This window comes from Pacificibacter marinus (assembly GCF_018860665.1).
Taxonomy (GTDB): Bacteria; Pseudomonadota; Alphaproteobacteria; order Rhodobacterales; family Rhodobacteraceae; genus Celeribacter; species Celeribacter marinus_A.
Genome location: NZ_JAHKPK010000039.1, coordinates 21157 through 43680 on the forward strand (window position 1 = coordinate 21157; position 22524 = coordinate 43680).

Genomic DNA, 22524 nt, shown 5'->3' on the forward strand with positions numbered 1-22524 from the left:
GATGTGCCCGAATAACCCATAACCAGACCGAGGGTATACGTGTGAATAAGACTAGCCAAGCGGGAACCATTCAAGTCCCAAAAGATCGAATGAAAAGGCGTCGTCGTCAACAACGTCGTGGCTTGGTTGCGTCATACCTGTTCGTGTTGCCGTACCTCTGCCTGCTTTTAATGTTCGGTGTGATCCCTGTGATTTACGCATTCGGCATGAGCTTTTTTGACACAATTTCTGGCGTATTCTGGGGCATAACGAACTACAAGATGGCATTCCAAGATTACCGACTGGAAGAAGCCATCTACAATATTATCGGTTTTGTTGCGCTTTGGGTGTCCGTCACCATTATCGTTGTGACTGGCCTATCTCTGATGCTGGACATCCTAAGCCGCAGAGTGGCGACCACTATTCGCACCATTTATTTCTTGCCTGGAGCGATCACATCATCGGCTATTGTTGTTCTTTGGTTGTTTCTGGTCGACCCGTTGGTCAGCCCATTTCAAGCTGTTTTTCATATGTTCGGCTGGGAAGCCCGTCAGCATGTTGTCAATGGCCTTGGTATGGTCAGTCTATTTGCAATCATGTCATTTTTTGCCCACTCTGGTGGATGGATCATCGTGATGGGCGGCGCGCTGTCGGGGCTGTCGCGTGAAGTAATGGAAGCATCGCGTGTGGATGGCGCTAACCTTTGGCAGCAAGCAGTCTATGTGAAACTTCCAATGATTTGGAAATCAGTCGCACTGATGGGCATTTTGACCCTCGCGGGCGGCTTGCAGATTTTCGTTGAACCACAATTGATGGGCATGGCTGGCCCGCAATATGCGCGATCGGATTGGTCCGTCAATCAGCTCGCCTTCCAGTATGCGTTTAGTATGGGGGATTTTGGCATCTCGGCGGCTCTTAGTACGATGTTGATCACCGTCTCGGTTACGATTGCGCTAATTCTGATTTTCGCAACCAAATTCTATCAAGTTAAATAAGAGGGGCGATTTGAAATGAGCAAAAAACGCAAGGGATCATTCAGTGTCAGCCGGTTCGCCGTCTACTCTATGCTTGGTTTTGGATTGATCTTTTACGGGGTGCCGTTGCTTTGGCTCTTTGTTGCCGGCACTCGTTCACAAGTCTCCCTGTTTTCAGACCCCGTGTTTACGATTGGGACTTGGGCGCAGGCAAAGGAAACGTGGCACGATCTGACATCATACAATGACTTTCAAATTTTAAATTGGGCCAAAAATTCGGTGATCTATTCGCTGGGCGGTGTAAGCTTGTCGCTTGCGACGGCTATTCCTGCTGGCTACGCCCTTGCTGTGACTGAATTTCCTGGACGTAAATCTATTCTGGTCTTGACGCTTATTGCGATGATCACGCCGAGCCAAGCGATTGTGTTGCCGATCTTTCTTGAGCTTTTGGCGCTGGGCCTCAACAACACTTATCTTGGCCTGATCTTGGCGACAGGCTTTTTCCCGTTCGGGATTTATCTATCCTATGTGTTCTTTTCCAGTTCACTTCCTAAAGGTGTGATGGATTCTGCAAGGGTGGACGGATGCAATAGGTTTCAACTGTTTATCCATATCGCGTTGCCTCTGGCCAAACCGGTTATCGCACTGGTTGCTTTCTTCAGCTTCCTGGCGAACTGGAGTAACTATTTTTTGGCTTTCGTTCTGCTGTCCAGCGAAAAACTTTTCAATCTGCCTCTGGGGTTGACCGCATTGATCAATTCCTCTGGTGCATTGGAAAATCAGGCGGCGAATGATATTCCGATCCGGATGCCAGAAGCCATTCAGGCCGCGATTGTTGTGGTCGCACCGGTTCTGGTCGTGTTCTTGATGGCACAACGTTATGTCAGAACGGGGATGCTTGCAGGGGCCGAAAAAGGCTAGGCTATGTTTCTGCCAAGGAGGGACGTATTATCGTCAAGTGAAAATGCATTGGGATGATGTAATCCCAGTTACGGAGTAAATTTTAATTATGGACAGCGAAACCCATACTGGAGACGCGCTCGGGGAAACCACTTATTCGCGGGTGCGCAAGGCGCTGTTGGCGGATATTGTTAATGGTCACTTCGAACCCGGCGCGCGGTTGAAAATCGCCGAGTTGAGTAAACGATACGGTCTCAGCCAGATGCCTATACGAGAAGCTTTGCAACAGCTACAAGGTGAGGGGCTTGTGGTCATAATGCCTCATAAAGGGGCGAGTGTAAGGGCTTTAGATCATCGGTTTCTGACTGACGTTTATGAAATTCGAATTGCATTAAGCGGTATTTACTACCGCGACGCGGTGGCCTTTGCAGATGCCGAATTTGATGCAAAACTCGAAGAAATTCAAAAAGGTTTTGATGTTGCGATGGAACGTGAAAACGTTAGTGATTGCAACGAATGCAATCGTCAATTCCATTTTGAAATTGAATCACGTTGCTTGAACGAGGAAGCGGTGCGTGCAGGGATGAGGTACAAGCGGCTGACGGGTTCGCTGCGTGATCTTTTCGGTTTCCAGATTGAACGGTTGCGCGACATTTCGGGCGAACATTGGGCGATCATCAATGCGATTAAAGCCCGAGATACCGAAGCGGCGATTGCCGCAGGGCGCAAGCATATCGCACTTGCCCAAGCCAGCATGGAACAGAATTTTGACTAAAAAAATGCATTCACCTCGCCGCATCGGGGAAACAGGCCTAACGGTTTCGCCTTTGGGGTTTGGAACGGCCCCATTGGGAGGGCTGTTTGAAGCAAGCAGCGACGATGCCGCAGGATGTGCAATAGATGCTGCCATTGATGGTGGCATTACACACTTTGATACTGCTCCGAGTTACGGATTTGGACTGGCTGAAGAGCGGTTAGGGACGGCATTGAAGGTGAAACACGCCCTTGAAAAAACTCATGTCGTATCCAGTAAAGTTGGCCGTATTCTTGTGAATGATACTAATGAAACCCCGCGGAAAAACTGGGCTGAAGATAGCGGTCGCCGCGCTCGGTATGACGTCAGCCGCGACGGAATTCTGCGATCAGTTGAAGATAGTCTTGAGCGAACAAAGTTGGAAAGGTTGGATATTTTATTCCTTCATGATCCCGACAAGCAGGCAGAAGACGACACGACATTGACAAAAATTCTAACTGAGGCCTATGGCGCAATGGATGAGCTGCGAGCGCAAGGCATGATTTCGGCCATCGGTATTGGAGTGAACTCTGCTACCCCATGTTTTCGCGCGCTTGAGGTCGGCGCGTGGGATTGTTTTATGTTGGCAGGCTCGCATTCGGTTCTGACGCAAGAAGACGACGGGTTGCTGGATAAGTGCTTGAAACATAAGATTTCAGTTATGATTGCGGCACCGTTTTTGTCTGGTGTTTTGGCGGGAGGGGATCACTGGCGATATAAACCTGTACCCGAAGACATCCATACGCGCGTGTCAGTTTTACGAAAACTGTGTCGACAGTACGGGGTTGCTATTGAGTCCGCGGCGCTTCAGTTTCCGTTGTTTCATCCAGCCGTCTGCAATGTGGTTGTAGGCATGCGTACTGCGAGTGAAGTTGCGCAGAATCTGGCGGCTCTCAACTCAGAAATTCCAGCAGATCTATGGGCATCACTGAATGCGGAAGGATTTATCTCCGACGGCCATTTTGAATATACCCCGTCCTGTGTGGCATGATTATTGATGCGCATCAGCATTTTTGGAAGGTATCGCGTGGGGACTATAGCTTTCCGCGCCAAGATGATCTGCTCTTGTACCGTGATTTTCTGCCGCAGGATCTGGTCGCCCATTTGCACGATGCAGGTGTTGCCGCGACAATAGTCGTTCAGGCAACTGAAACCATTACTGAAACAGAGTTTCTGTTGAGATTGGCTCAAAGGTCGCCGTTTATTGTCGGAGTGATTGGATGGTGCGATCTACGCGATGGCGTTAAAGCGAATGCCCAGTTTCAATCCTTGTTGGCACAGGGCCCTCTTGTTGGCATTCGCCCCATGCTGCAGGCCCATAATGATGCGAGTTGGCTATTAAGCGATGATGCCCGTCCAGGACTTAACGCGATGGTTGCGATGGGGCTCTCCTTTGATGCCCTTGTCGATGTCCGACACCTAGACGTTATTGATCGGCTGGCAACAATAATCCCGAACTTGCGCATCATCGTGAATCATTTGGCAAAGCCTTGGCGGAATGTAGACCAATTCGACGATTGGCAAAATGGGATGCGACGTTTGTCCCGTCATTCCAATTGCTGGGTAAAACTATCTGGAGTTCCGGCGATGGATGTCGATCCTGAAAATGGCATCACTGCGAAATCCTTGATCGATTTTGCGGTAAAAATGTTTGGCACCGAACGGTTGGTATGGGGGAGTGATTGGCCGGTGTCCAATCGACAGGGAGTATATCGCGATAGTTTACAGATCATTCATGACCACGTGGATACCGGTGCGCGGCGCGCGGTTTTCAGCGGCAATGCGAAGAACGCCTACAAGTTGAAGCTGTAGCATCAAAATCAAGCTTTCAGCGGATGACGGAGTAATTTGTAACTGAAAGGATAGTGACAATGTCAAACAACCTGATCCGTATCGGATCCGCCGTCGGAATTCGCCCTGAGCACGTGGAACCCTATCGTAAACTTCACCAGAATGTCTGGCCAGAGGTTAAGCAATCGTTGGCGGAACGAAATATCCAAAATTATTCGATCTTTTATCTCGAACAGTTGAACGTGATGTTTTCCTATTCAGAATATACAGGAACGGATCGTGATGCCGACAATCGCAAACAACAAGAGGACCCGCGTGTTCAAGAGTGGCTGCAAACGTGTCGCCAATATCAAACACCCTTGTTAAATGGGCGCAATATGGGAAAGGTTTGGCAGCCTTTACCTATGTTTTTTCATCAAGATTGACTGCTAATCTCGTTAAGATGGATGGTGATGGATACGAGCGGTCACAGCATCGCAGTATAGAAATTGGATTTAAGAACGGTGGTCATGACTAGAGCGCGGTCTAAGGATGTGCAGAAAAAAAATCAGTGATTTAGCGTTCTTTAGGCCGGCTTCGCCATGTTTTTGAAAGGCATCGTGCCACTGATAGAAGCTAGATTTCCCACCCCTGAAATATCGGCATGCGTTACGGGCATTACGGCTTGATCTCGCCCCGTGAACGTTGCGGTCTCTCAACTGTTCAACGTCGAAAGACCCACGCCAAATCTGATGAAACTTGGGGGCGTGTTTGGCCACTTGTAACCGCCATCAGCACAGCATCACGCCGGAACGTGTCTGTGTATCTTGTTGCCATTCCATATTTCCTTCATAGCAAACATTGCCCGAAAGAGACCGGAACTAAACCACGACAAGACCCGTTTTAGTGTTCTTCACTCGTGGGCGCCAAGTGGATTCTACAATCTTATACGAGTCGATGGCCAAATCACCCACAAACATCGACGCCCCACTAGACACCCAATCCCCCCTCTGATACTCCCCAGCAATCTTGTGGCCATAGATTCGTTCTGTGGCCTCTCGATATTTGAATTTGGGCACCTACGGGGGCCTACACACAGACCGATCAGGGAAACCTGAACATAAGGTCACAAAGCAAACGGAAGACAGAAACTATGGCACTAAAGTCGTACAAACCAACGACGCCTGGCCAGCGCGGGCTGGTTCTGATCGACCGTTCGGAGCTTTGGAAAGGACGTCCAGTTAAATCTCTCACTGAGGGTTTGACGAAAAAGGGCGGCCGGAACAACACCGGACGGATCACGATGCGTCGCATCGGCGGGGGCGCAAAGCGTCTTTACCGCATCGTCGATTTCAAGCGTAATAAATTTGATGTTCCAGCGACTGTAGAACGGATCGAATATGACCCGAACCGCACCGCGTTCATCGCACTGATCAAATACGAAGACGGCGAGCAAGCTTACATCATCGCTCCTCAGCGTCTTGCAGTTGGTGACAAAGTCATCGCATCTGCTAAAGCTGACGTGAAGCCTGGTAACGCTATGCCGTTCTCCGGTCTCCCCATCGGTACCATCGTACACAACGTTGAGATGAAACAGGGCAAAGGCGGCCAGATCGCTCGTGCTGCTGGTACATACGCTCAATTCGTTGGCCGTGACGGTGGCTACGCTCAGATTCGCCTTTCTTCTGGTGAGTTGCGCATGGTTCGTCAAGAATGCATGGCAACGGTTGGCGCAGTTTCCAACCCTGACAATTCGAACCAAAACCTTGGTAAAGCCGGCCGTAACCGCCACAAGGGCATCCGCCCATCCGTACGTGGTGTTGTTATGAACCCGATCGATCACCCTCACGGTGGTGGTGAAGGTCGTACATCTGGTGGTCGTCACCCAGTGACACCATGGGGTAAGCCGACTAAAGGCGCGAAAACGCGTAAAAACAAAGGGACAGATAAACTTATTATCCGCTCCCGTCATGCTCGGAAGAAGGGTCGCTAGAATATGGCACGTTCTGTCTGGAAAGGCCCATTTGTGGACGCGTACGTCCTCAAGAAAGCCGAGAAAGCTCGTGAGTCCGGTCGTAACGAGGTCATCAAGATCTGGTCACGCCGCTCAACAATTTTGCCTCAGTTCGTTGGTCTCACCTTTGGTGTGTACAACGGCCGTAAGCACATTCCTGTAAACGTCACAGAAGACATGATTGGTCAAAAGTTTGGTGAGTATTCACCAACTCGCACCTACTACGGTCACGCTGCAGACAAAAAAGCGAAACGGAAATAAGTCATGGGTAAGGTATCAAATCCCCGCCGCGTGGCCGACAACGAAGCAATGGCGAAAACGCGCATGCTCCGTACGTCTCCGCAAAAGCTCAACCTCGTTGCTCAGATGATCCGCGGTAAGAAAGTCGACAAGGCCCTCACAGACCTGACGTTTTCTAACAAGCGTATTGCAGCAGATGTGAAGAAATGTCTTCAGTCCGCGATTGCCAATGCTGAAAACAACCACAATCTTGACGTCGATGAACTCATCGTTGCTGAAGCTTGGGTTGGCAAAAACTTGACGATGAAACGTGGTCGCCCACGTGCGCGTGGTCGTTTTGGCAAAATCTTGAAGCCATTCGCTGAAATCACCATCAAGGTGCGCCAAGTTGAGGAGCAAAGCTAATGGGTCATAAAGTCAATCCAATCGGCATGCGTTTGCAAATCAACCGCACTTGGGACAGCCGCTGGTACGCAGAATCCAAAGATTTCGGTAATCTTCTTCTTGAAGATATCAAAATCCGCGAATTCGTTAAAGAAGAGTGCAAGCAAGCTGGTATCTCTCGCGTGATCATCGAACGTCCACACAAAAAATGCCGTGTGACAGTTCACACTGCACGTCCTGGTGTGATCATCGGTAAAAAAGGCGCAGACATCGAAACACTTCGCAAGAAGATCGCTTCCATGACTGCTTCTGAATTGCACCTCAACATCGTTGAAGTTCGCAAGCCAGATCTTGACGCCGCTCTTGTTGCTGAGTCTATCGCTCAACAGCTGGAACGTCGTGTGTCTTTCCGCCGCGCTATGAAGCGTTCGGTTCAGAACACAATGCGTCAGGGTGCTCTTGGTATCCGTGTAAACGTTGCTGGCCGTCTTGGCGGCGCGGAAATCGCGCGTACTGAATGGTACCGCGAAGGTCGCGTTCCGTTGCACACTTTGCGTGCGGACATCGATTACGCAGCTTTCGAAGCTATGACTGCTTACGGCATCATCGGCATCAAAGTTTGGATCTTCAAAGGCGAGATCATGGAACACGATCCTCAGGCTCGTGACCGTCGTCTCGAAGAAGCCCAACAAGGTCCGGCGCCCCGTGGCGACCGCGGCCGTCGCTAAGGAGATCTGATAAATGCTTCAGCCAAAGCGTACGAAATTTCGCAAGATGCACAAAGGCAGCATCAAAGGTCTCGCCAAAGGCGGGTCTGATCTGAATTTTGGTACATACGGTCTTAAAGCCGTTGAACCAGAACGTGTTACAGCACGTCAGATCGAAGCTGCTCGTCGTGCAATGACACGCCACATGAAACGCCAAGGCCGCGTTTGGATCCGCATCTTCCCAGATGTACCGGTCACATCCAAACCGACCGAAGTGCGTATGGGTAAAGGTAAAGGCTCTGTTGATTACTGGGCATGCAAGGTCAAACCTGGCCGCGTTATGTTCGAAATCGACGGCGTTGGTGAAGACGTTGCGCGTGAGGCCCTGCGCCTTGCTGCAATGAAATTGCCTGTCAAAACCCGCACCGTGGTGCGCGAAGACTGGTAAAGGTCGACGGGTGCCCTCGGGCACTCTTCGCTACCAAGTCTAACAGTATAAAAAGCCCCGCTTCGTAGCGGGGCTTTTTGCTTTCGGGTCTCTTTGTCAAATCTGATACAACCTGACCGAAAAGTAGAGCCGCGTAGTTTGTTCTGAATTGTATTTGAATGTAGGGAGGTAAACACGCCAAACATCCGCGATGTTTTACGTGTTTTAAACTTTATGCGTTTTCCAGTTTACATGTTTTAAAGGTGTGCCTGACGCTTAACCGCCCACCAAGCAAGCAGTCCATTGACTGCCTGCGCTTTCGCTAAGGGATTTCCCCGCCAAGGCTTGATCCCGCGCGCAACACAGGCCATATCCGCTCTGACACGTAACAGGAGCACACAGATGCGCGCGCAGATTGCAGATATTCTCGATCGGTCTTTGACCCAAAATATCATCATGGGCGTGATCTTATTCAATGCTGTGATTTTGGGGTTGGAAACCTCCGATGCCGCCATGGCACGAGCAGGGGGGCTGATCCATGCACTCGACATCGCTTGCCTGACAATTTTCGTGATCGAGATCGCCGCCAAAATCTATGCCCGCCGTTTGGCTTTTTTCAAATCGGGCTGGGGTCTGTTCGATTTGGCCATCGTTGGCATTTCGCTTTTGCCTTTTGCCCAAGGTCTGGCCGTGCTGCGTGCCCTGCGCATCTTTCGACTGCTGCGGGTCATATCGGTCGTGCCGTCGTTGCGCCGCGTGGTCGAGGCTTTCATCATGGCGCTGCCCGGTATGGCGTCAGTGTTTTTCCTGACAGGGATCATTTTCTATATCGGGTCCGTGATGGCGACCAAACTTTACGGTGACACCTTTCCCGAATGGTTCGGTACTTTAAGCCGTTCGCTCTATTCCCTGTTCCAAATCATGACGCTGGAAAGCTGGTCCATGGGCATCGTGCGCCCTGTGATGGATGTGCACCCGCAAGCATGGATGTTTTTTATCCCCTTCATCTTGGTCACAGCCTTTGCGGTGATGAACCTCGTTGTCGGTCTGATCGTCAACTCCATGCAAGACGCCCACGCCGAAGAAGCCAACGCCACAACACAAGAACACCGTGATGAACTGATGGCGCGTCTGGAGCGGATTGAGCGGGCACTGAGCGGTTCAAATCAAGACAGGTCGTCTTAGGACCAAATCAGAGCAGCGCCAAGGGTCGTTGCGAGCGTCAGACCGATCACAAACGAGATACGCTTCGAGCCGAAAAGAGCTTCGCCGTACAGTGCGACCATGCCATGAACGAGCCCCGCCAGAAGCAAGATAGGAACCCACGCCGCGATATTTGAGCCTTTGAAGGCAAGGCCAACAAGGGTAGCAAGTGATAATCCGAAGAAAATGGTTATGAACGTCCAACGCCAAAGGGGGTGCCTCGGGTCTTCTTTCTTGCCGTAGATCAAATGAGCAAGAAGATGGACAATGAATTCAAGAATAAAATCCATTTTGCTCTCTAACTTGGGCGCGGATCGTTACTCACGACCACTTATAATTAAAGCTCACCGAAATGCGGTGATCTTCTGACATATTCATCGGCACTTCATGGCGCAGCCAGCTTTCCCAGAGCAATACATCACCGACCTCTGGTTTGACGTAGACGAAGTTTTTCATTTCTTTGCGCGCGTCTTTGGTGCGGGGTGGGGCGGCCATCATCATGGCGTGGCGGGGGTCTTCGAGTTTCAGGGCAGAGGCACCTTCGGGCATTGCGACGTAAGTGGTGCCAGAGATCACAGAATGCGGGTGGATATGCGCCGAATGCGCGCCGCCTTCGGGCAGGATGTTGATCCAGATGTCTTCCAGTACCAGCTTGCGGTCATCCAGATCGAACTGCAAATCGGCGGCAAAAGCGGCGACATGTTGATCCAGACTGTCGGTGATGTCTTTGAAAATCGGAAAGCGCCACGCAAGGTCTGTCAGGGAGGCATAGCTGGTGTAGCCAGCAAAATCATTGGCCTCACACCAGTCTTGGCCCGCCTCGTCATCCTCGGCAATCGAAAGGCAAGAATTTTCCAACTCGTCTGCATCCACAGGCGTGCCAAATTCGGACAGGGCAGCGCGATAAAGCCGGGTGACGAAAAGGGATGAGATGTCGGGCATGATGTGATCCTCAAAATTGGGAATGCCAAAGGCATTTTCTCACATCGCATGTGTGTGAAAAAAGTGCAATCATGGGGTGAAAACTTGCGGTAGGTCACTATATTAGAATCATTCTAACTTATGCCTCCCCAAAGGCGACTCGAAAGGACGTAACGCTATGAACAACGACACGACATTGAAAAACCTCAATACGGCGCTTCAAATGGAACTGACTGCGGCGCATCAGTATCAGCTTCATGCTCATGTACTCGATGATTGGGGATTGGACAAACTGGCCGAAAAGATGCGTGAAGAGTTCGCAGAAGAGACCGAACATTCGAATCTGTTCCTTGAGCGTATGTTCGAGCTTGGCGGCGCGCCTGAAATGGCCTTTGCCTCAACACCAAAGATCGCGACCTCTTTGAAAGATATGTTCAACATGGACTTGGTTGATGAACGCGCCGCAACGGATTTTTATACGAAGGCCGCAAAATCGGCTTACGAAGCTGGCGATTTGAAGTCTAAGGCGCTTTTTGAGTCTATTGCGATTGACGAAGTTGGCCACCAAAGCTGGCTAGAACTGCAGATCAGCTTGCTTGATCGTATTGGCGAGCAAAACTATGCGTCCAAATATGTGTCAGCAGCCGGGTCTGACCAAGAGTGATCCGCCAAGTGATCGAAACAGCAAAACCTCTCCCGCACTGTTCACGCATTTCACAGCAAAGTGAGTGCAGGGCGGGGGAGGTTTTGCTATACTGAACAGATGAAACAATTAGCTCCTATTCTGCTCAGCCTTGTCTTTATACCTGTTCAGCAGCTGTGGGCCGACGCCCCTGTGGTTGAAGCTGCGAGTGCCTCTGCGCAAAATGGCGCTTGGCGTTTTGATGTGACCCTGTCCCACCCTGATACTGGATGGGATCACTACGCTGATGGATGGCGCGTGCTTGATATGCAGGGTGAGGAACTGGGCTTGCGTGTTTTGACCCACCCCCATGAGCATGAACAGCCGTTCACGCGGTCGCTGTCTGGTGTGATGATTGCTGAGGGGGTGACGCAGGTTCAAATCCAAGCCCGCGACACTCAAAGCGGCTGGGCCGAAGAGACCTATGTTGTGATCTTGCCGGATTGATCACAGCTCGGCAGAAAGCCCGATCTTTCCCTTGCTATGACGTTGCATCCCCCCTATAGAAGCACATCGCTCGAACCCCGTTAGGGGATTCGTGTGTTTTGACATTACCCACCAGACCCTGGGTGACCCTAACGGGGGCCCACTGGTGCTTAGGAAAAGGATAAGGCTATGAACGCCGACGAACTGCGCGCCAAAACGCCAGACCAGCTTCGCGAAGAGCTGGCAAACAACAAAAAAGAGTCTTTCAACCTGCGCTTTCAACAAGCAACTGGTCAGCTCGAAAACACCGTTCAAATCCGTAAAGCGCGCCGTGCAGCTGCACGTGTGAAAACGATTTTGAACGAAAAAGCCGCAGCTGCGGCTGAGTAAGAGGAGCTGAGACTATGCCAAAACGTATCCTTTCTGGTGTTGTGACATCTAACCAAAACGAGCAAACAATCACTGTTTCCGTTGAGCGTCGCTTCAAACACCCAGTTCTGAAAAAGACCATTCGTAAGTCCAAAAAATACCGGGCGCACGATGAGACAAACCAATTCAACGTAGGCGATACGGTCCGTATTCAGGAATGTGCACCTAAGTCGAAAACCAAGCGTTGGGAAGCTCTCGTATAAGCGATCGATTTTAACGCAAGTTGAAATCGGTTGTGCGGGACTAACTCAGCATAATCGAAACCCTGGGGATCCACGCCGCTGCAGGCAGCCCCAAAGGTCGGGAGAAACCACATGATCCAGATGCAGACCAATCTGGATGTAGCTGACAACAGCGGCGCTCGCCGTGTTCAGTGCATCAAGGTTCTCGGCGGTTCACACCGTCGTTACGCGTCAGTGGGTGACATCATCGTAGTATCGGTGAAAGAAGCCATTCCACGCGGCCGTGTGAAAAAAGGGGACGTGCGTAAAGCCGTCGTCGTTCGCACAGCAAAACAAGTTCGTCGTGAAGACGGCACAGCAATCAAATTTGACAGCAACGCTGCTGTGATTTTGAACAACAGCAACGAGCCAGTGGGTACACGTATCTTTGGCCCAGTTGTTCGCGAATTGCGTGCGAAAAACTTTATGAAGATCATCTCACTCGCGCCGGAGGTGCTGTAATGGCTGCTAAACTCCGCAAAGGTGACAAGGTCATCGTTCTCGCTGGTAAAGACAAAGGCAAACAGGGCGAAATCGCTTCTGTGAACCCGTCTAAAGGCAAAGCTGTGATTGAAGGCATCAACGTGTCTTTGCGTCACACAAAAGCGTCCCAAGGCGACCAAGGCGGCAAGAAACCGGTATCCATGCCGATTGATTTGTCAAACCTTGCGATCCTCGACGCAAACGGCAAAGCGACACGTGTTGGCTTCCGCATGGAAGACGACAAAAAAGTGCGCTTCGCTAAGTCCACAGGAGACGTGATCTGATGCTTGATACTGCAAATTACACACCACGTCTTAAGACTGTGTATGCGGATGCCGTTCGCCCCGCTCTGAAAGAAGAGTTCGGCTACAAGAACGACATGCAAATTCCACGTTTGGACAAAATCGTTCTCAACATCGGTTGTGGCGCTGCAGCTGTTCGTGATTCCAAAAAAGCAAAATCTGCTCAGGAAGATCTGACACTCATCGCTGGTCAAAAGGCTTTGACAACGATCGCTAAGAAATCCATCGCTGGTTTCCGCGTTCGTGAAGACATGCCTCTTGGCGCGAAGGTTACTCTTCGTGGCGAAAAGATGTACGAATTCCTCGATCGTCTGATCACGATTGCTATGCCACGTATCCGCGACTTCCGCGGTATTTCTGGCAAATCCTTTGATGGCCGCGGCAACTATGCCATGGGTATCAAAGAGCACATCGTTTTCCCAGAAATCAACTTTGATAAAGTTGACGAAAACTGGGGTATGGACATCGTAATCGCAACCACTGCGAAAACTGACGCAGAAGCTAAGGCCTTGTTGAAAGCTTTCAACATGCCTTTCAACAGCTGATCGCGAGGAGTTAGAGAACATGGCTAAGAAATCCATGATCGCACGTGAGCGCAAACGCGAAAAATTGGTGGCAAAATATGCTACCAAACGCGCCGCTCTCAAAGAGATCATTTATGACCAAGAGAAGCCCATGGAAGAGCGTTTTCGCGCAACCATGAAGCTTGCTGAATTGCCGCGCAACAGCTCGGCTGTCCGTCTTCACAACCGTTGTCAGTTGACCGGTCGTCCTCACGCTTACTACCGTAAGCTCAAGGTCAGCCGTATCATGCTGCGGGAACTTGGCTCTTTCGGCCAAATCCCCGGTCTCGTGAAATCAAGCTGGTAAGGAGAGCATAATATGAACGATCCTATCGGCGATATGCTCACACGTATCCGTAACTCTCAAATGCGCGGTAAATCCGTAGTCTCTACACCAGCGTCTAAGCTGCGTGCATGGGTCTTGGACGTGCTTGCAGACGAAGGCTACATCCGTGGCTACGAAAAAGGCACAAACGAAGTTGGTCACCCAACGCTCGAAATCAGCCTGAAATACTTCGAAGGCACTCCTGTTATTCGCGAAGTGAAACGGGTTTCAAAACCTGGTCGTCGCGTATACCTCGGTGTCAAAGACATCCCAACTGTCCGTCAGGGCCTGGGCTTGTCGATTGTCTCTACACCTAAAGGTGTGATGTCTGATGCAAACGCTCGTGCCAACAATGTTGGCGGCGAAGTGCTTTGCACAGTCTTCTAAGGAGGGTCTGATGTCTCGTATTGGTAAAAAACCGGTCGAGCTGCCCAGCGGCGTTACTGCCTCTGTTTCAGGTCAGACCATCGAAGTGAAGGGGCCAAAAGCCACTCACGCATTCACTGCAACCGACGATGTGACAATCACAGTCGACGGCAACGTGATCACAGTGACACCACGTGGTAAATCCAAACGTGCGCGTCAACAGTGGGGCATGTCCCGCACTGTTATTGCAAACTTGGTAACAGGTGTTTCTACAGGCTTCAAAAAAGAGCTTGAGATCAACGGTGTTGGTTACCGTGCAACTATGCAAGGTAACGTGCTCAAACTCGCTTTGGGTTATTCACATGACGTCCTCTTCGAAGTTCCTGCTGGCGTAACCGTCACAGCTCCGAAGCAGACTGAAATCGTTGTTGAAGGTACAGACGCACAACTCGTTGGCCAAGTCGCGGCAAATATTCGCGAATGGCGGAAACCAGAGCCCTACAAAGGCAAAGGTATCAAATACAAAGACGAGTATATCTTCCGCAAAGAAGGTAAGAAGAAGTAAGGACGTAGATCATGGCAAACAGCAAAAGAGACCTGTTCTTGAAGCGCCGCCTGCGCGTCCGGAACAAACTTCGCAAGATGGCAAACGGACGTGCGCGTCTGTCTATCCATCGTTCGAACAAGAACATCAGCGTTCAGTTGATCGACGACGTAAAAGGCGTGACAATCGCGTCTGCTTCTACACTCGAGAAAGATCTCGGCGTAGTTGGCAAAAACAACGTCGAAGCAGCGGCAAAAGTCGGTGTAGCGATTGCAGAGCGTGCGAAAAAAGCTGGTGTGGAAGTATGTTACTTCGACCGTGGCGGTTTTCTCTTTCACGGTAAAGTTAAGGCCTTGGCCGAAGCTGCACGTGAAGGTGGCTTGAAGTTCTAAAAACTTGTGGGGGGCGCTTAATCTTAGGGTTGGCGCCCCCCCGATGATCCAGGGAAAACGTGGGGCTTCGCGTCTCACGTTTTTCACTTGGATTGATAACATTGGCGCCTCGCGCCACCTATGTAAAGGAATGCCCAATGGCAGATAACAACCGCGGGAATAACCGTCGCGATCGCGATGAGAACCCCGAATTCGCAGATCGTCTTGTCGCGATCAACCGTGTGTCTAAAACAGTTAAAGGTGGTAAGCGTTTTGGCTTTGCTGCTCTTGTTGTTGTTGGCGACCAAAAAGGCCGCGTAGGCTTCGGTAAAGGTAAAGCGAAAGAGGTCCCTGAGGCCATCCGCAAAGCCACCGAGCAAGCGAAACGCCAAATGATCCGTGTGCCTTTGAAAGAAGGCCGTACATTGCACCACGACGTCGAAGGACGTCACGGCGCCGGTAAAGTTGTGATGCGGACTGCACCACAAGGTACTGGTATCATCGCCGGTGGTCCAATGCGTGCTGTGTTCGAAATGTTGGGTGTTCAGGATGTTGTGTCCAAATCCATCGGTTCTTCGAACCCATACAACATGATCCGTGCAACCGTAGAAGGCCTCAAAAAAGAGTCTTCACCACGGTCCGTCGCTCAGCGTCGCGGCAAAAAAGTGGCTGACATCTTGAAAAAAGATGAAGCACCTGCAGCTGCACCTGCTGAAACAGCAGAAGCGTAAGGAATAGACATCATGGCTAAAACAATCGTTGTAAAACAGATCGGTTCACCGATCCGTCGCCCACAAGATCAACGTGCTACGTTGGTTGGCCTTGGCCTCAACAAAATGCACAAAACACGTGAACTCGAGGATACTCCTGCGGTTCGCGGTATGGTGCGCAAGATTTCCCACATGGTTGAAATCATCGAAGAGCGCGACAACTAAGTCGATCTTTTTGATCCAAAATCTTTGAAAACGCCCTGCTGGAAACAGCGGGGCGTTTTTTTGATCTCGGTGAAATGCCGTCATGCGTAATGGTTGACATAACACATGTGCCCCATTGGGAGTCCCAATAGTTTTTTGCAGAAGTGATCTGCCAAACTATGAGGGGGAATTCAGATAACAAGACTCCGGTATCCATTCAGCCAAAACCGCACTGGCATTGTGCCCCCTGTGATAGATATCGCAGGGGGCACAAAGAAAGTCTTAACCAATGATCTGCTTGGTCTTAACTTGGTGCCGCGCTGGACAACGCATTCTGGAATTTCTGCGTTTTTAGGGAACTGCGGATGCGCCAGTCCAGAAGTCGATTGATCATTTCATTTTTCTTTTCCGCGCAGTCAGGATCATTCCAACGATTGTTGCGCTCGCCCGGATCAGTTTCTAAATCGAAAAGCTGCCCTTCGTCATAGTCAACGAAATGGACCAACTTCCAGTCATCAACCATGACCATGGACACAAACTCCGTCTCGGTCAGAATCGCGTCGCGGGCGTGTTCGGCGAAGACGCAGTTGCGGCGTGGCGGTGGCGTGGCTTCAAAATAAGGCCGTAGTGATTGTGCTTCCATCCATTCTGGGGGCGTCACACCACAGGTCTCTAAGATCGTCGGCCCGAGGTCCATCAAGGACACGAGGTCGGTTACCCTTTGCCCCGCTGGAATGTTTGGCCCCCAGAAAATCGCAGGTACATGCACAGATTGTTCGTACATGTTCCATTTCTGGGAATGGCCGTGATCATTCAAGCTATCGCCGTGATCGGAGGTAAACACGATCACAGTATTGTCCAGCACACCGCGGCGCTCTAGCGCGTCAATTACCAAGCCGACCTGTTCATCAATCATCGAGACATTGGCATAGTAATGCCTGCGCTGACGCTGCATTTGTTCCTCTGTCGGATCTTTGAGGTGCACGACAGCATCGTGATTGCCCTCAAAATGATTTTGCCGCAGGGCTTTGTAAGGCTCTGGCTGACTATCCAAGTCATAGTCGCGGATTGGCTCAGGCATCTGGCGACCATCATAGCGATCCAGATGGCGCTGCGTTGGGTCATAGGGCGGGTGAGGCCCCGGAATGCCGATCTGTAGGAAAAACGGGTCATCGCCAGAGTAACGATCCAACCACATGCAGGCAGTTTGGGGCACAAACACGTCAGGGTGCAGGTCTTCTGGCAGTTCCCAGACGAAAGCGCCGAGTTGTTCGTGATAATCATCGCGGCGTTTGTAGGTCTGGCGGCTTGGTTTTTCAAAGCCACGGGTCCAAATCGCTTTGTCCCAATTGTCCAAATAAAACGGCAGATTCGGGTGGGCCCGATCCTTGTTTTCTGTCACGTGACGCTCATGAAACCCGAACGCCCCCTCGACGGGCCAAGTGTGCATTTTGCCGACATTGACGCATCGATACCCTGCTTTATTCAGGTCACTCACCCAGCTGTAGTTCCATGTTTCATCATTGCGGAACACACCGTTTGTGTGCGGGAACGTCCCTGTAAACAAGGAGGCGCGTGAAGGGCTGCACGACGGTGAGGTCACGTAGGTGCGATCAAAGCTTGTCCCTTCTTTCACCAGACGGTCCAAATTCGGTGTGTCTACATGCGAAAAACCCAGTTCAGCGATTGTATCGTACCGCTGCTGGTCGGTCATAATGAAAACGATATTTGGGGTTTGGCTCATAGTCATTTGTCCTCTTGCGACACTGTTCAGCCAGTGCCTGTCGTTCTGATTAGAAATTAAAAATTGCCGACGATGTGCACCGGATCGACGGTTGCAACAGTTTGTGCGAAATTTGCCAAGACCAGTTCGCTTTTCAACGCCTGATAGGCTGGATCATCCCATTTGTTATCGAATTCATCGGGGTCCGTTTCATGGTCATATAGCTCGCCAATGTCTTGCCCATGAAAGACGGTCAACTTGTAGCGCCCGTCGAAATACATGGTTGCGAACACCCCCTTATGGGCCGCAGGCAATGCATTATAGTATTCGCAATAGACGGCGTCTTTGTGTACGTCCGGCTCTGCTTTGCCTTTAAGGATATGGAACAGGCTGCGCCCTTGCATTGCCAAGGGCACGTCGATGCCCGCAAAGTCCAAAATCGTTGGCGCCAAGTCGACCAATTCGACCAAGGCTTTGCTGCGTATCTTTTGTGACAGGTGCGCGGGGCAAGACATGATCAAGGGCACATGCACCAGTTCCTCGTAAAAATGCCCGCCTTTCAAAATCAACCCGTGATCGCCAAGCATTTCGCCGTGGTCACTGTGGAAAATGATGATCGTGTTGTCACGTTGGCCTGTTTTATCCAAATGATCGATCAACCGGCCAACTTGCACATCGATCAGATCAACCATCGCATAGTAGTCAGAGACATAGTTTTGTATGTCGCGGTCCGTCATCGTCTTGCAGCTTGGTCCCAGCCCGCTTTGGCCACCATTCTCATAATCATCGCGTTGAATCAGTGGTTTATTGTCAAGCTCGCCTTCGCGCCATTTTGGAAGGGGCATATCCTCGGCAGGGTATTTCGCTTTGTATTCTGCGGGGGGATCAAACGGGTGATGCGGATCGAAGATGTTGATGCTGAGCATCCAAGGCGTGTCTTCGTGCGCGTCCATAAATCCGATGGCTTCATTCGCACACCAAGTGGTTTGGTGAAACTGTGGATCGATACCGCCGTTTTTGCCGTGGTAATCCGTTTCCCAAGATACCCCCTGCGATCTCAGCCACTTTTGATAGGCGTTGTCGTCACCCCATCCGTCTCGTGGTCCGTGGCACCATTTAACCATATCGTAGCCGTGATGCTTGGGCAGGACTTCCGTTCTGCCATCTGCAGCAGAGAGATGAAGTTTCCCAATCAACCCGCATGTATAGCCATTCTCAGACAGAATATGCGGAACAAGAATTTCATCATCTGGGAATTGGTCATTGCCATTGCGCGTGGTCCGCGTCGTACGCGGGTAGCGCCCCGTTAAGAAACTTGCACGGCTGGGTGTGCAGACGGGACTTTGGCAATAGGTGCGGTCAAACGAGACCCCTTCGGCCATCAATCTGTCCAAGTTGGGGGTATGAATATGTGTGTTGCCAAGGCCCCGAATCGTATCAAAGCGCTGCTGATCGGTGCAAATCCACAAAAAATTAGGTTTATTTTGGTCGCTCATGAGTTGGATACCTTGAAGAACTCTTAGGTGAGGGCGAAAGCCGTTTAGATTTTAGATATTTTTGGCGATCTCTACCGCCCTCAGCATTTTGGAACGTCGTAAAATGTCGTTGGCTCGGTCATGAACGCGCCAGGGAGGACGCATTGAGACCGAGCCAACAACGGCGACAGTGCTTATTTAAGCACGCCCAAGTCGGTCAAAATGCCTTTGTTCACGACATCCAATTCTTGCATACGCGCAAGGTAGGTCTCGGAGTCGTTGTAGTTGATCATGATCTTTCTTTTTTCCAAAGCTGCGACCAGCTCTGGATCTTGCAAAGCCGCATCGATCGCGCCTGACAAGATCGCTTGGATATCATCTGGCGTTCCTTTTGGTGCGATAACGCCTACAAAGAGTTGGCTAGACGTATAGCCAAGATCGTTCAGTGATGGAATTTCAGCGAAATAATCTGGCTTGATTTCCATAACGTCTACAATCGGCACGAGCGTGCCCGCTTCGTATTCGCCAATGATGGTGTGAGACGGCATGATGCCTGCTTCGATTTCACCACCTAAGACCGCTTTTTTGGTATCTGCGCTGCTTTTGTAAGTGATCTCGTTGAGATCAACATCTGCTGAAAGTTCGAGGTTCAGCAGCGGAAGGTGCTGAACGTTGTAGACACCATCGACGCCGATGCGCACTTGACCAGGGTTTTCTTTGGCATGTGCCAAGAGTTCTTCTAAGTTGGCAAATGGAGAGTCAGCAGGCAACACAATGTAATGTGCCGCATCGAACACATTCGCAATCAGTTCGAAATCTTCATAGCCGGAATAGGTTGTTCGACCTAAGTGCGGCATGATTGTAAGAGGTGCGACCGAGGCTTGACCAATGGTGTAACCATCTGGTTCTGCATTGAAAACTGCAGATACAGCAATCGTTTGGGTTGCGCCTGGCTGGTTCTTCAAGACGAAGGTCGCATCATTCGGCAGGTTTTTTTCCACATAGGGGTAAATTGTCCGCACAATGGAATCCAAGCCACCACCAGCGCCATCAGGAATGATCCAGGTGATGGGTTTTTCTGGGTAGCCTTCGGCGGCTGCCATAGATGTGCCTGTTGCCAAGACGATCGTGGCACATGCCAATGTCGTCGCAGCGGTCTTTGTTAGAAACGTAAGCATTTGGTTATTCTCCCTTAAAGTTTTGGTAGCGAAGCATGCTCAGTGTTCCATCACGGAAAATCTGAGTATGTTTTTCTTGGATATGGGTGTTTTCGCCGAAGTCTTTTCGGCTGAACGGTATCTCCTCCTTGGTCTTCTCATCCTTCGGCTAAACACGTGTATCCACATGTGTTTAGCTGGGTTGATGTCTCCTCTTTTTGAAATCGGCATAGACGCTGGCCGCTAGGGCCGCGACGATCATGAGCACCAGCGCAATGGCGTAAACGCTGGAAAAGAACACTTCATAATTCCCGTTCGACAGTGTCAGCGAGCGACGGAAATTTTCTTCAATAATCGGTGCAAGAACGTATGCAATGATCACAGACGACACTGGATAATTTAGTCTCTTGAGGATGTAGAAGAGAATACCGATGCCAAGAGCCAACCAGAGATCAAAGAATGCACCCTTAGAGGCGTAGATGCCGATGAGGCACAAAACGAGCACGATCGAAATCAGAAATGAATTCGGAACAACGAGGACGCGTGAGAACATCGGTGTGAGCAAACGCCCGATAAGGTACATCGCGATTGTCGTCAGGATGAACCCGTAGAAAATCCCGTAAACCAAATCCCGCTCAGCAGTAAATACATTCGGCCCAGGTTGAATGCCGTGCATGATAAACGCGCCCATAATGATCGCGATCGCTGCCGATCCCGGAATGCCCAAGGCAAGAAACGGGACGAGAGCGCCGCCTGCGGATGCGTTGTTTGACGATTCCGGTGCTGCGATGCCTTCTGGGCTGCCCTTTCCAAAGGCCTCAGGGTTTTTGGATGTCTTGCTCACGACAGCATAGGCAAACCAACAGGATGCGCCGCCGCCTATGCCCGGAAGAATGCCCGTACCAGCCCCAATCAGGGAGCCAATCGTTGTCGATTTAGCAATGCCTTTGACTTCCTTCCACGTCAATCCGGTCTTTAACGTACTGCGGTCCGCAACATATTTGTTATTCAACCCCTTACTGATCATCATGAACAGCTCGGAAATTGCAAACATGCCAACAAGGAAAGCGACCAGATTTACGCCGTCCATCAATTCAGGTTGATTAAAGGTTGCTCGGCTGACACCGGTCAATGAGTCTATGCCCACAGTGCCAGCGATCAGACCAAGAACAACGGCGATCGAGCTTTTGATTTTGTCTGTTCCACTGAGTAAACCCACCGCCATAAGGCCAATAACGCCCAACAGGAAGTATTCTGGGCTGCCGAAATTCAATGCGAATTTGGCCAATGGCACAGAAACGAAAATCAGTACAAGCCCACCAAAAATTCCGCCGATACTCGACGACACAAGTGAATAGCTCAACGCTTTGCCGGGCGAGTCATTCTGCGCCATTGGATAGCCATCAAGAACAGTTGCCGCAGCTTGCGGTGTGCCCGGTACGCCAAGTAAAATAGCGGATATCGATCCGCCGTATTCGCCAGCTTGATATGTCGCGAGCAACATTAGAATGCCGGCAAGAGGCGGAAGCGTGAAGGTCACAGGCAACAAGAGCGCAACGGCAATAACCGTGCCCAGCCCAGGCAGTGCGCCAAATACCATCCCCACGACAGTTCCCAAAAGGATACATAGGAGATTGGTGAGGGTGAACAGATTGGTGAGGTCGTTAAAAAGTATTTCCATGTCTGTGTCCCCTTAAAACGTGAGGGCAAGAATTTGCCCGAACAAACCGTAGAGAAACCCAGTTGTGAAAACTGAAGTTGTGATCCCCACGAGTAAGCTGTTTTTGAAACCGAATTCGATCCTGTAGAGCGTCATTAAGATGGTCAAAAGGACGAAGACATTGAGGTAAAAGTATCCCAAAAACTGCCAGCTTGCTAAAAACGCGACCATGAGCGCGATCGTAATAAGGATATACCCAGCGTTATGAGTGGTAATTTTCTCAATGTTATTGGGGCTGTTGTCGCGGAAATTTTTGACCAAGGTCATAACGCTTAAAATCACGAGCAGTCCGGCAAGGATGTTCGGGAAGTAAGCGGGGCCGACCCCCGAGGATGAGAAAATCAACGCTTGGGATGCGCTTTGGTTCAAATTTACAGCATAGCCAATCCCGCCTATTATAAGAATAATAGACATGATGCTGTTCAAGCCTTTCCAAGTCATGCCATCACCCGCCTAGACGCGTTTGGTACTTTTAAGTGTATCATAGTGCCCTCCCTATTTAGGCAAATCC

At 50.6% G+C, this 22524-nt stretch carries 32 protein-coding genes; 25 read left to right on the forward strand and 7 right to left on the reverse strand.

Annotated elements, in window-relative coordinates:
- The first annotated feature begins 41 nt into the window (after positions 1-41).
- From KO497_RS11645 to KO497_RS11700, 12 genes are all read left to right on the forward strand, one after another.
- Positions 42-974, forward strand: coding sequence for a carbohydrate ABC transporter permease (locus KO497_RS11645; RefSeq protein WP_215944143.1), 933 nt, complete (start codon positions 42-44; stop codon positions 972-974).
- Between the two features lie 15 nt (positions 975-989).
- On the forward strand, positions 990-1874 hold the full coding sequence (locus KO497_RS11650; protein WP_215944144.1) for a carbohydrate ABC transporter permease: 885 nt from the start codon (positions 990-992) through the stop codon (positions 1872-1874).
- A gap of 88 nt (positions 1875-1962) precedes the next feature.
- Positions 1963-2628, forward strand: coding sequence for a GntR family transcriptional regulator (locus KO497_RS11655; protein ID WP_215944145.1), 666 nt, complete (start codon positions 1963-1965; stop codon positions 2626-2628).
- Positions 2621-3637: an aldo/keto reductase gene (locus KO497_RS11660; RefSeq protein WP_215944146.1), complete on the forward strand. Its 1017-nt coding sequence runs from the start codon at positions 2621-2623 to the stop codon at positions 3635-3637. The genes KO497_RS11655 and KO497_RS11660 overlap by 8 nt, the downstream gene beginning before the upstream one ends.
- The gene (locus tag KO497_RS11665; RefSeq protein WP_215944147.1) at positions 3634-4458 is read left to right on the forward strand and encodes an amidohydrolase family protein; all 825 of its coding nucleotides are present in this window, start codon (positions 3634-3636) and stop codon (positions 4456-4458) included. The genes KO497_RS11660 and KO497_RS11665 overlap by 4 nt, the downstream gene beginning before the upstream one ends.
- Before the next feature lie 59 nt (positions 4459-4517).
- Entirely contained in the window at positions 4518-4862 is a 345-nt protein-coding gene (locus KO497_RS11670) for an L-rhamnose mutarotase (RefSeq protein WP_215944148.1), read from the forward strand.
- Positions 4863-5569: 707 nt separating this feature from the next.
- Complete coding sequence (gene rplB / locus KO497_RS11675) at positions 5570-6409, forward strand: 50S ribosomal protein L2 (RefSeq protein WP_215944149.1); 840 nt, start codon at positions 5570-5572, stop codon at positions 6407-6409.
- 3 nt (positions 6410-6412) lie between these two features.
- Positions 6413-6691: a 30S ribosomal protein S19 gene (gene rpsS, locus KO497_RS11680; protein ID WP_009574008.1), complete on the forward strand. Its 279-nt coding sequence runs from the start codon at positions 6413-6415 to the stop codon at positions 6689-6691.
- Positions 6692-6694: 3 nt separating this feature from the next.
- The gene (gene rplV / locus KO497_RS11685; RefSeq protein WP_215944150.1) at positions 6695-7075 is read left to right on the forward strand and encodes a 50S ribosomal protein L22; all 381 of its coding nucleotides are present in this window, start codon (positions 6695-6697) and stop codon (positions 7073-7075) included.
- The gene (rpsC, locus tag KO497_RS11690; protein ID WP_215944151.1) at positions 7075-7782 is read left to right on the forward strand and encodes a 30S ribosomal protein S3; all 708 of its coding nucleotides are present in this window, start codon (positions 7075-7077) and stop codon (positions 7780-7782) included. Before rplV ends, rpsC begins: the two co-directional genes overlap by 1 nt.
- 13 nt (positions 7783-7795) lie before the next feature.
- A complete protein-coding gene (rplP, locus tag KO497_RS11695) occupies positions 7796-8209 on the forward strand; it encodes a 50S ribosomal protein L16 (RefSeq protein ID WP_215944152.1) in 414 nt (137 codons plus the stop codon).
- 381 nt (positions 8210-8590) lie between these two features.
- Complete coding sequence (locus KO497_RS11700) at positions 8591-9373, forward strand: ion transporter (RefSeq protein WP_215944153.1); 783 nt, start codon at positions 8591-8593, stop codon at positions 9371-9373.
- Here KO497_RS11700 and KO497_RS11705 read toward each other — a convergent pair.
- Entirely contained in the window at positions 9370-9681 is a 312-nt protein-coding gene (locus tag KO497_RS11705; protein ID WP_215944154.1) for a hypothetical protein, read from the reverse strand. The two genes, KO497_RS11700 and KO497_RS11705, sit on opposite strands and share 4 nt — an antisense overlap.
- A gap of 31 nt (positions 9682-9712) precedes the next feature.
- Complete coding sequence (locus tag KO497_RS11710; RefSeq protein WP_215944155.1) at positions 9713-10333, reverse strand: TIGR02466 family protein; 621 nt, start codon at positions 10331-10333, stop codon at positions 9713-9715.
- 157 nt (positions 10334-10490) lie between these two features.
- Between KO497_RS11710 and KO497_RS11715 the strand changes: the two genes are divergently transcribed.
- From KO497_RS11715 to rpmD, 13 genes are all read left to right on the forward strand, one after another.
- Positions 10491-10976, forward strand: a complete 486-nt coding sequence (locus tag KO497_RS11715; protein ID WP_215944156.1) for a bacterioferritin — start codon at positions 10491-10493, stop codon at positions 10974-10976.
- 99 nt (positions 10977-11075) lie between these two features.
- Positions 11076-11441 (forward strand): hypothetical protein, encoded by a 366-nt coding sequence (locus KO497_RS11720; protein ID WP_215944157.1) that lies wholly within the window; start codon positions 11076-11078, stop codon positions 11439-11441.
- A 168-nt stretch (positions 11442-11609) separates the two neighbouring features.
- Complete coding sequence (gene rpmC / locus KO497_RS11725) at positions 11610-11810, forward strand: 50S ribosomal protein L29 (protein ID WP_215944158.1); 201 nt, start codon at positions 11610-11612, stop codon at positions 11808-11810.
- Positions 11811-11824: 14 nt separating this feature from the next.
- Positions 11825-12052 carry a 30S ribosomal protein S17 gene (gene rpsQ / locus KO497_RS11730; protein ID WP_215944159.1) on the forward strand — a complete coding sequence of 76 codons (228 nt, stop codon included), beginning with the start codon at positions 11825-11827 and terminating at the stop codon, positions 12050-12052.
- A 111-nt stretch (positions 12053-12163) separates the two neighbouring features.
- Entirely contained in the window at positions 12164-12532 is a 369-nt protein-coding gene (rplN, locus tag KO497_RS11735; protein ID WP_215944160.1) for a 50S ribosomal protein L14, read from the forward strand.
- A complete protein-coding gene (gene rplX, locus KO497_RS11740; RefSeq protein WP_215944161.1) occupies positions 12532-12837 on the forward strand; it encodes a 50S ribosomal protein L24 in 306 nt (101 codons plus the stop codon). The genes rplN and rplX overlap by 1 nt, the downstream gene beginning before the upstream one ends.
- Positions 12837-13400, forward strand: a complete 564-nt coding sequence (gene rplE / locus KO497_RS11745) for a 50S ribosomal protein L5 (protein ID WP_215944162.1) — start codon at positions 12837-12839, stop codon at positions 13398-13400. Before rplX ends, rplE begins: the two co-directional genes overlap by 1 nt.
- A gap of 19 nt (positions 13401-13419) precedes the next feature.
- Positions 13420-13725: a 30S ribosomal protein S14 gene (gene rpsN / locus KO497_RS11750; protein WP_215944163.1), complete on the forward strand. Its 306-nt coding sequence runs from the start codon at positions 13420-13422 to the stop codon at positions 13723-13725.
- A 12-nt stretch (positions 13726-13737) separates the two neighbouring features.
- Positions 13738-14130, forward strand: a complete 393-nt coding sequence (rpsH, locus tag KO497_RS11755; protein WP_215944164.1) for a 30S ribosomal protein S8 — start codon at positions 13738-13740, stop codon at positions 14128-14130.
- A 10-nt stretch (positions 14131-14140) separates the two neighbouring features.
- Complete coding sequence (gene rplF, locus KO497_RS11760) at positions 14141-14674, forward strand: 50S ribosomal protein L6 (protein ID WP_215944165.1); 534 nt, start codon at positions 14141-14143, stop codon at positions 14672-14674.
- A gap of 11 nt (positions 14675-14685) precedes the next feature.
- Complete coding sequence (gene rplR / locus KO497_RS11765; RefSeq protein WP_215944166.1) at positions 14686-15045, forward strand: 50S ribosomal protein L18; 360 nt, start codon at positions 14686-14688, stop codon at positions 15043-15045.
- 137 nt (positions 15046-15182) lie between these two features.
- Positions 15183-15755, forward strand: coding sequence for a 30S ribosomal protein S5 (rpsE, locus tag KO497_RS11770; RefSeq protein WP_215944167.1), 573 nt, complete (start codon positions 15183-15185; stop codon positions 15753-15755).
- Positions 15756-15767: 12 nt separating this feature from the next.
- Positions 15768-15959, forward strand: a complete 192-nt coding sequence (rpmD, locus tag KO497_RS11775) for a 50S ribosomal protein L30 (protein ID WP_123794188.1) — start codon at positions 15768-15770, stop codon at positions 15957-15959.
- Between the two features lie 283 nt (positions 15960-16242).
- On the opposite strand, the gene KO497_RS11780 is transcribed toward rpmD, so the two are convergent.
- The 5 genes from KO497_RS11780 to KO497_RS11800 form a co-directional block, all read right to left on the reverse strand.
- Complete coding sequence (locus KO497_RS11780) at positions 16243-17682, reverse strand: sulfatase family protein (protein ID WP_215944168.1); 1440 nt, start codon at positions 17680-17682, stop codon at positions 16243-16245.
- 56 nt (positions 17683-17738) lie between these two features.
- Positions 17739-19157, reverse strand: a complete 1419-nt coding sequence (locus tag KO497_RS11785) for a sulfatase family protein (protein ID WP_215944169.1) — start codon at positions 19155-19157, stop codon at positions 17739-17741.
- Between the two features lie 173 nt (positions 19158-19330).
- Positions 19331-20314: a Bug family tripartite tricarboxylate transporter substrate binding protein gene (locus tag KO497_RS11790; protein ID WP_215944170.1), complete on the reverse strand. Its 984-nt coding sequence runs from the start codon at positions 20312-20314 to the stop codon at positions 19331-19333.
- Positions 20315-20486: 172 nt separating this feature from the next.
- Positions 20487-21974, reverse strand: a complete 1488-nt coding sequence (locus KO497_RS11795) for a tripartite tricarboxylate transporter permease (protein ID WP_215944171.1) — start codon at positions 21972-21974, stop codon at positions 20487-20489.
- 12 nt (positions 21975-21986) lie between these two features.
- Entirely contained in the window at positions 21987-22427 is a 441-nt protein-coding gene (locus KO497_RS11800; protein ID WP_215944172.1) for a tripartite tricarboxylate transporter TctB family protein, read from the reverse strand.
- Positions 22428-22524 lie beyond the last annotated feature (97 nt).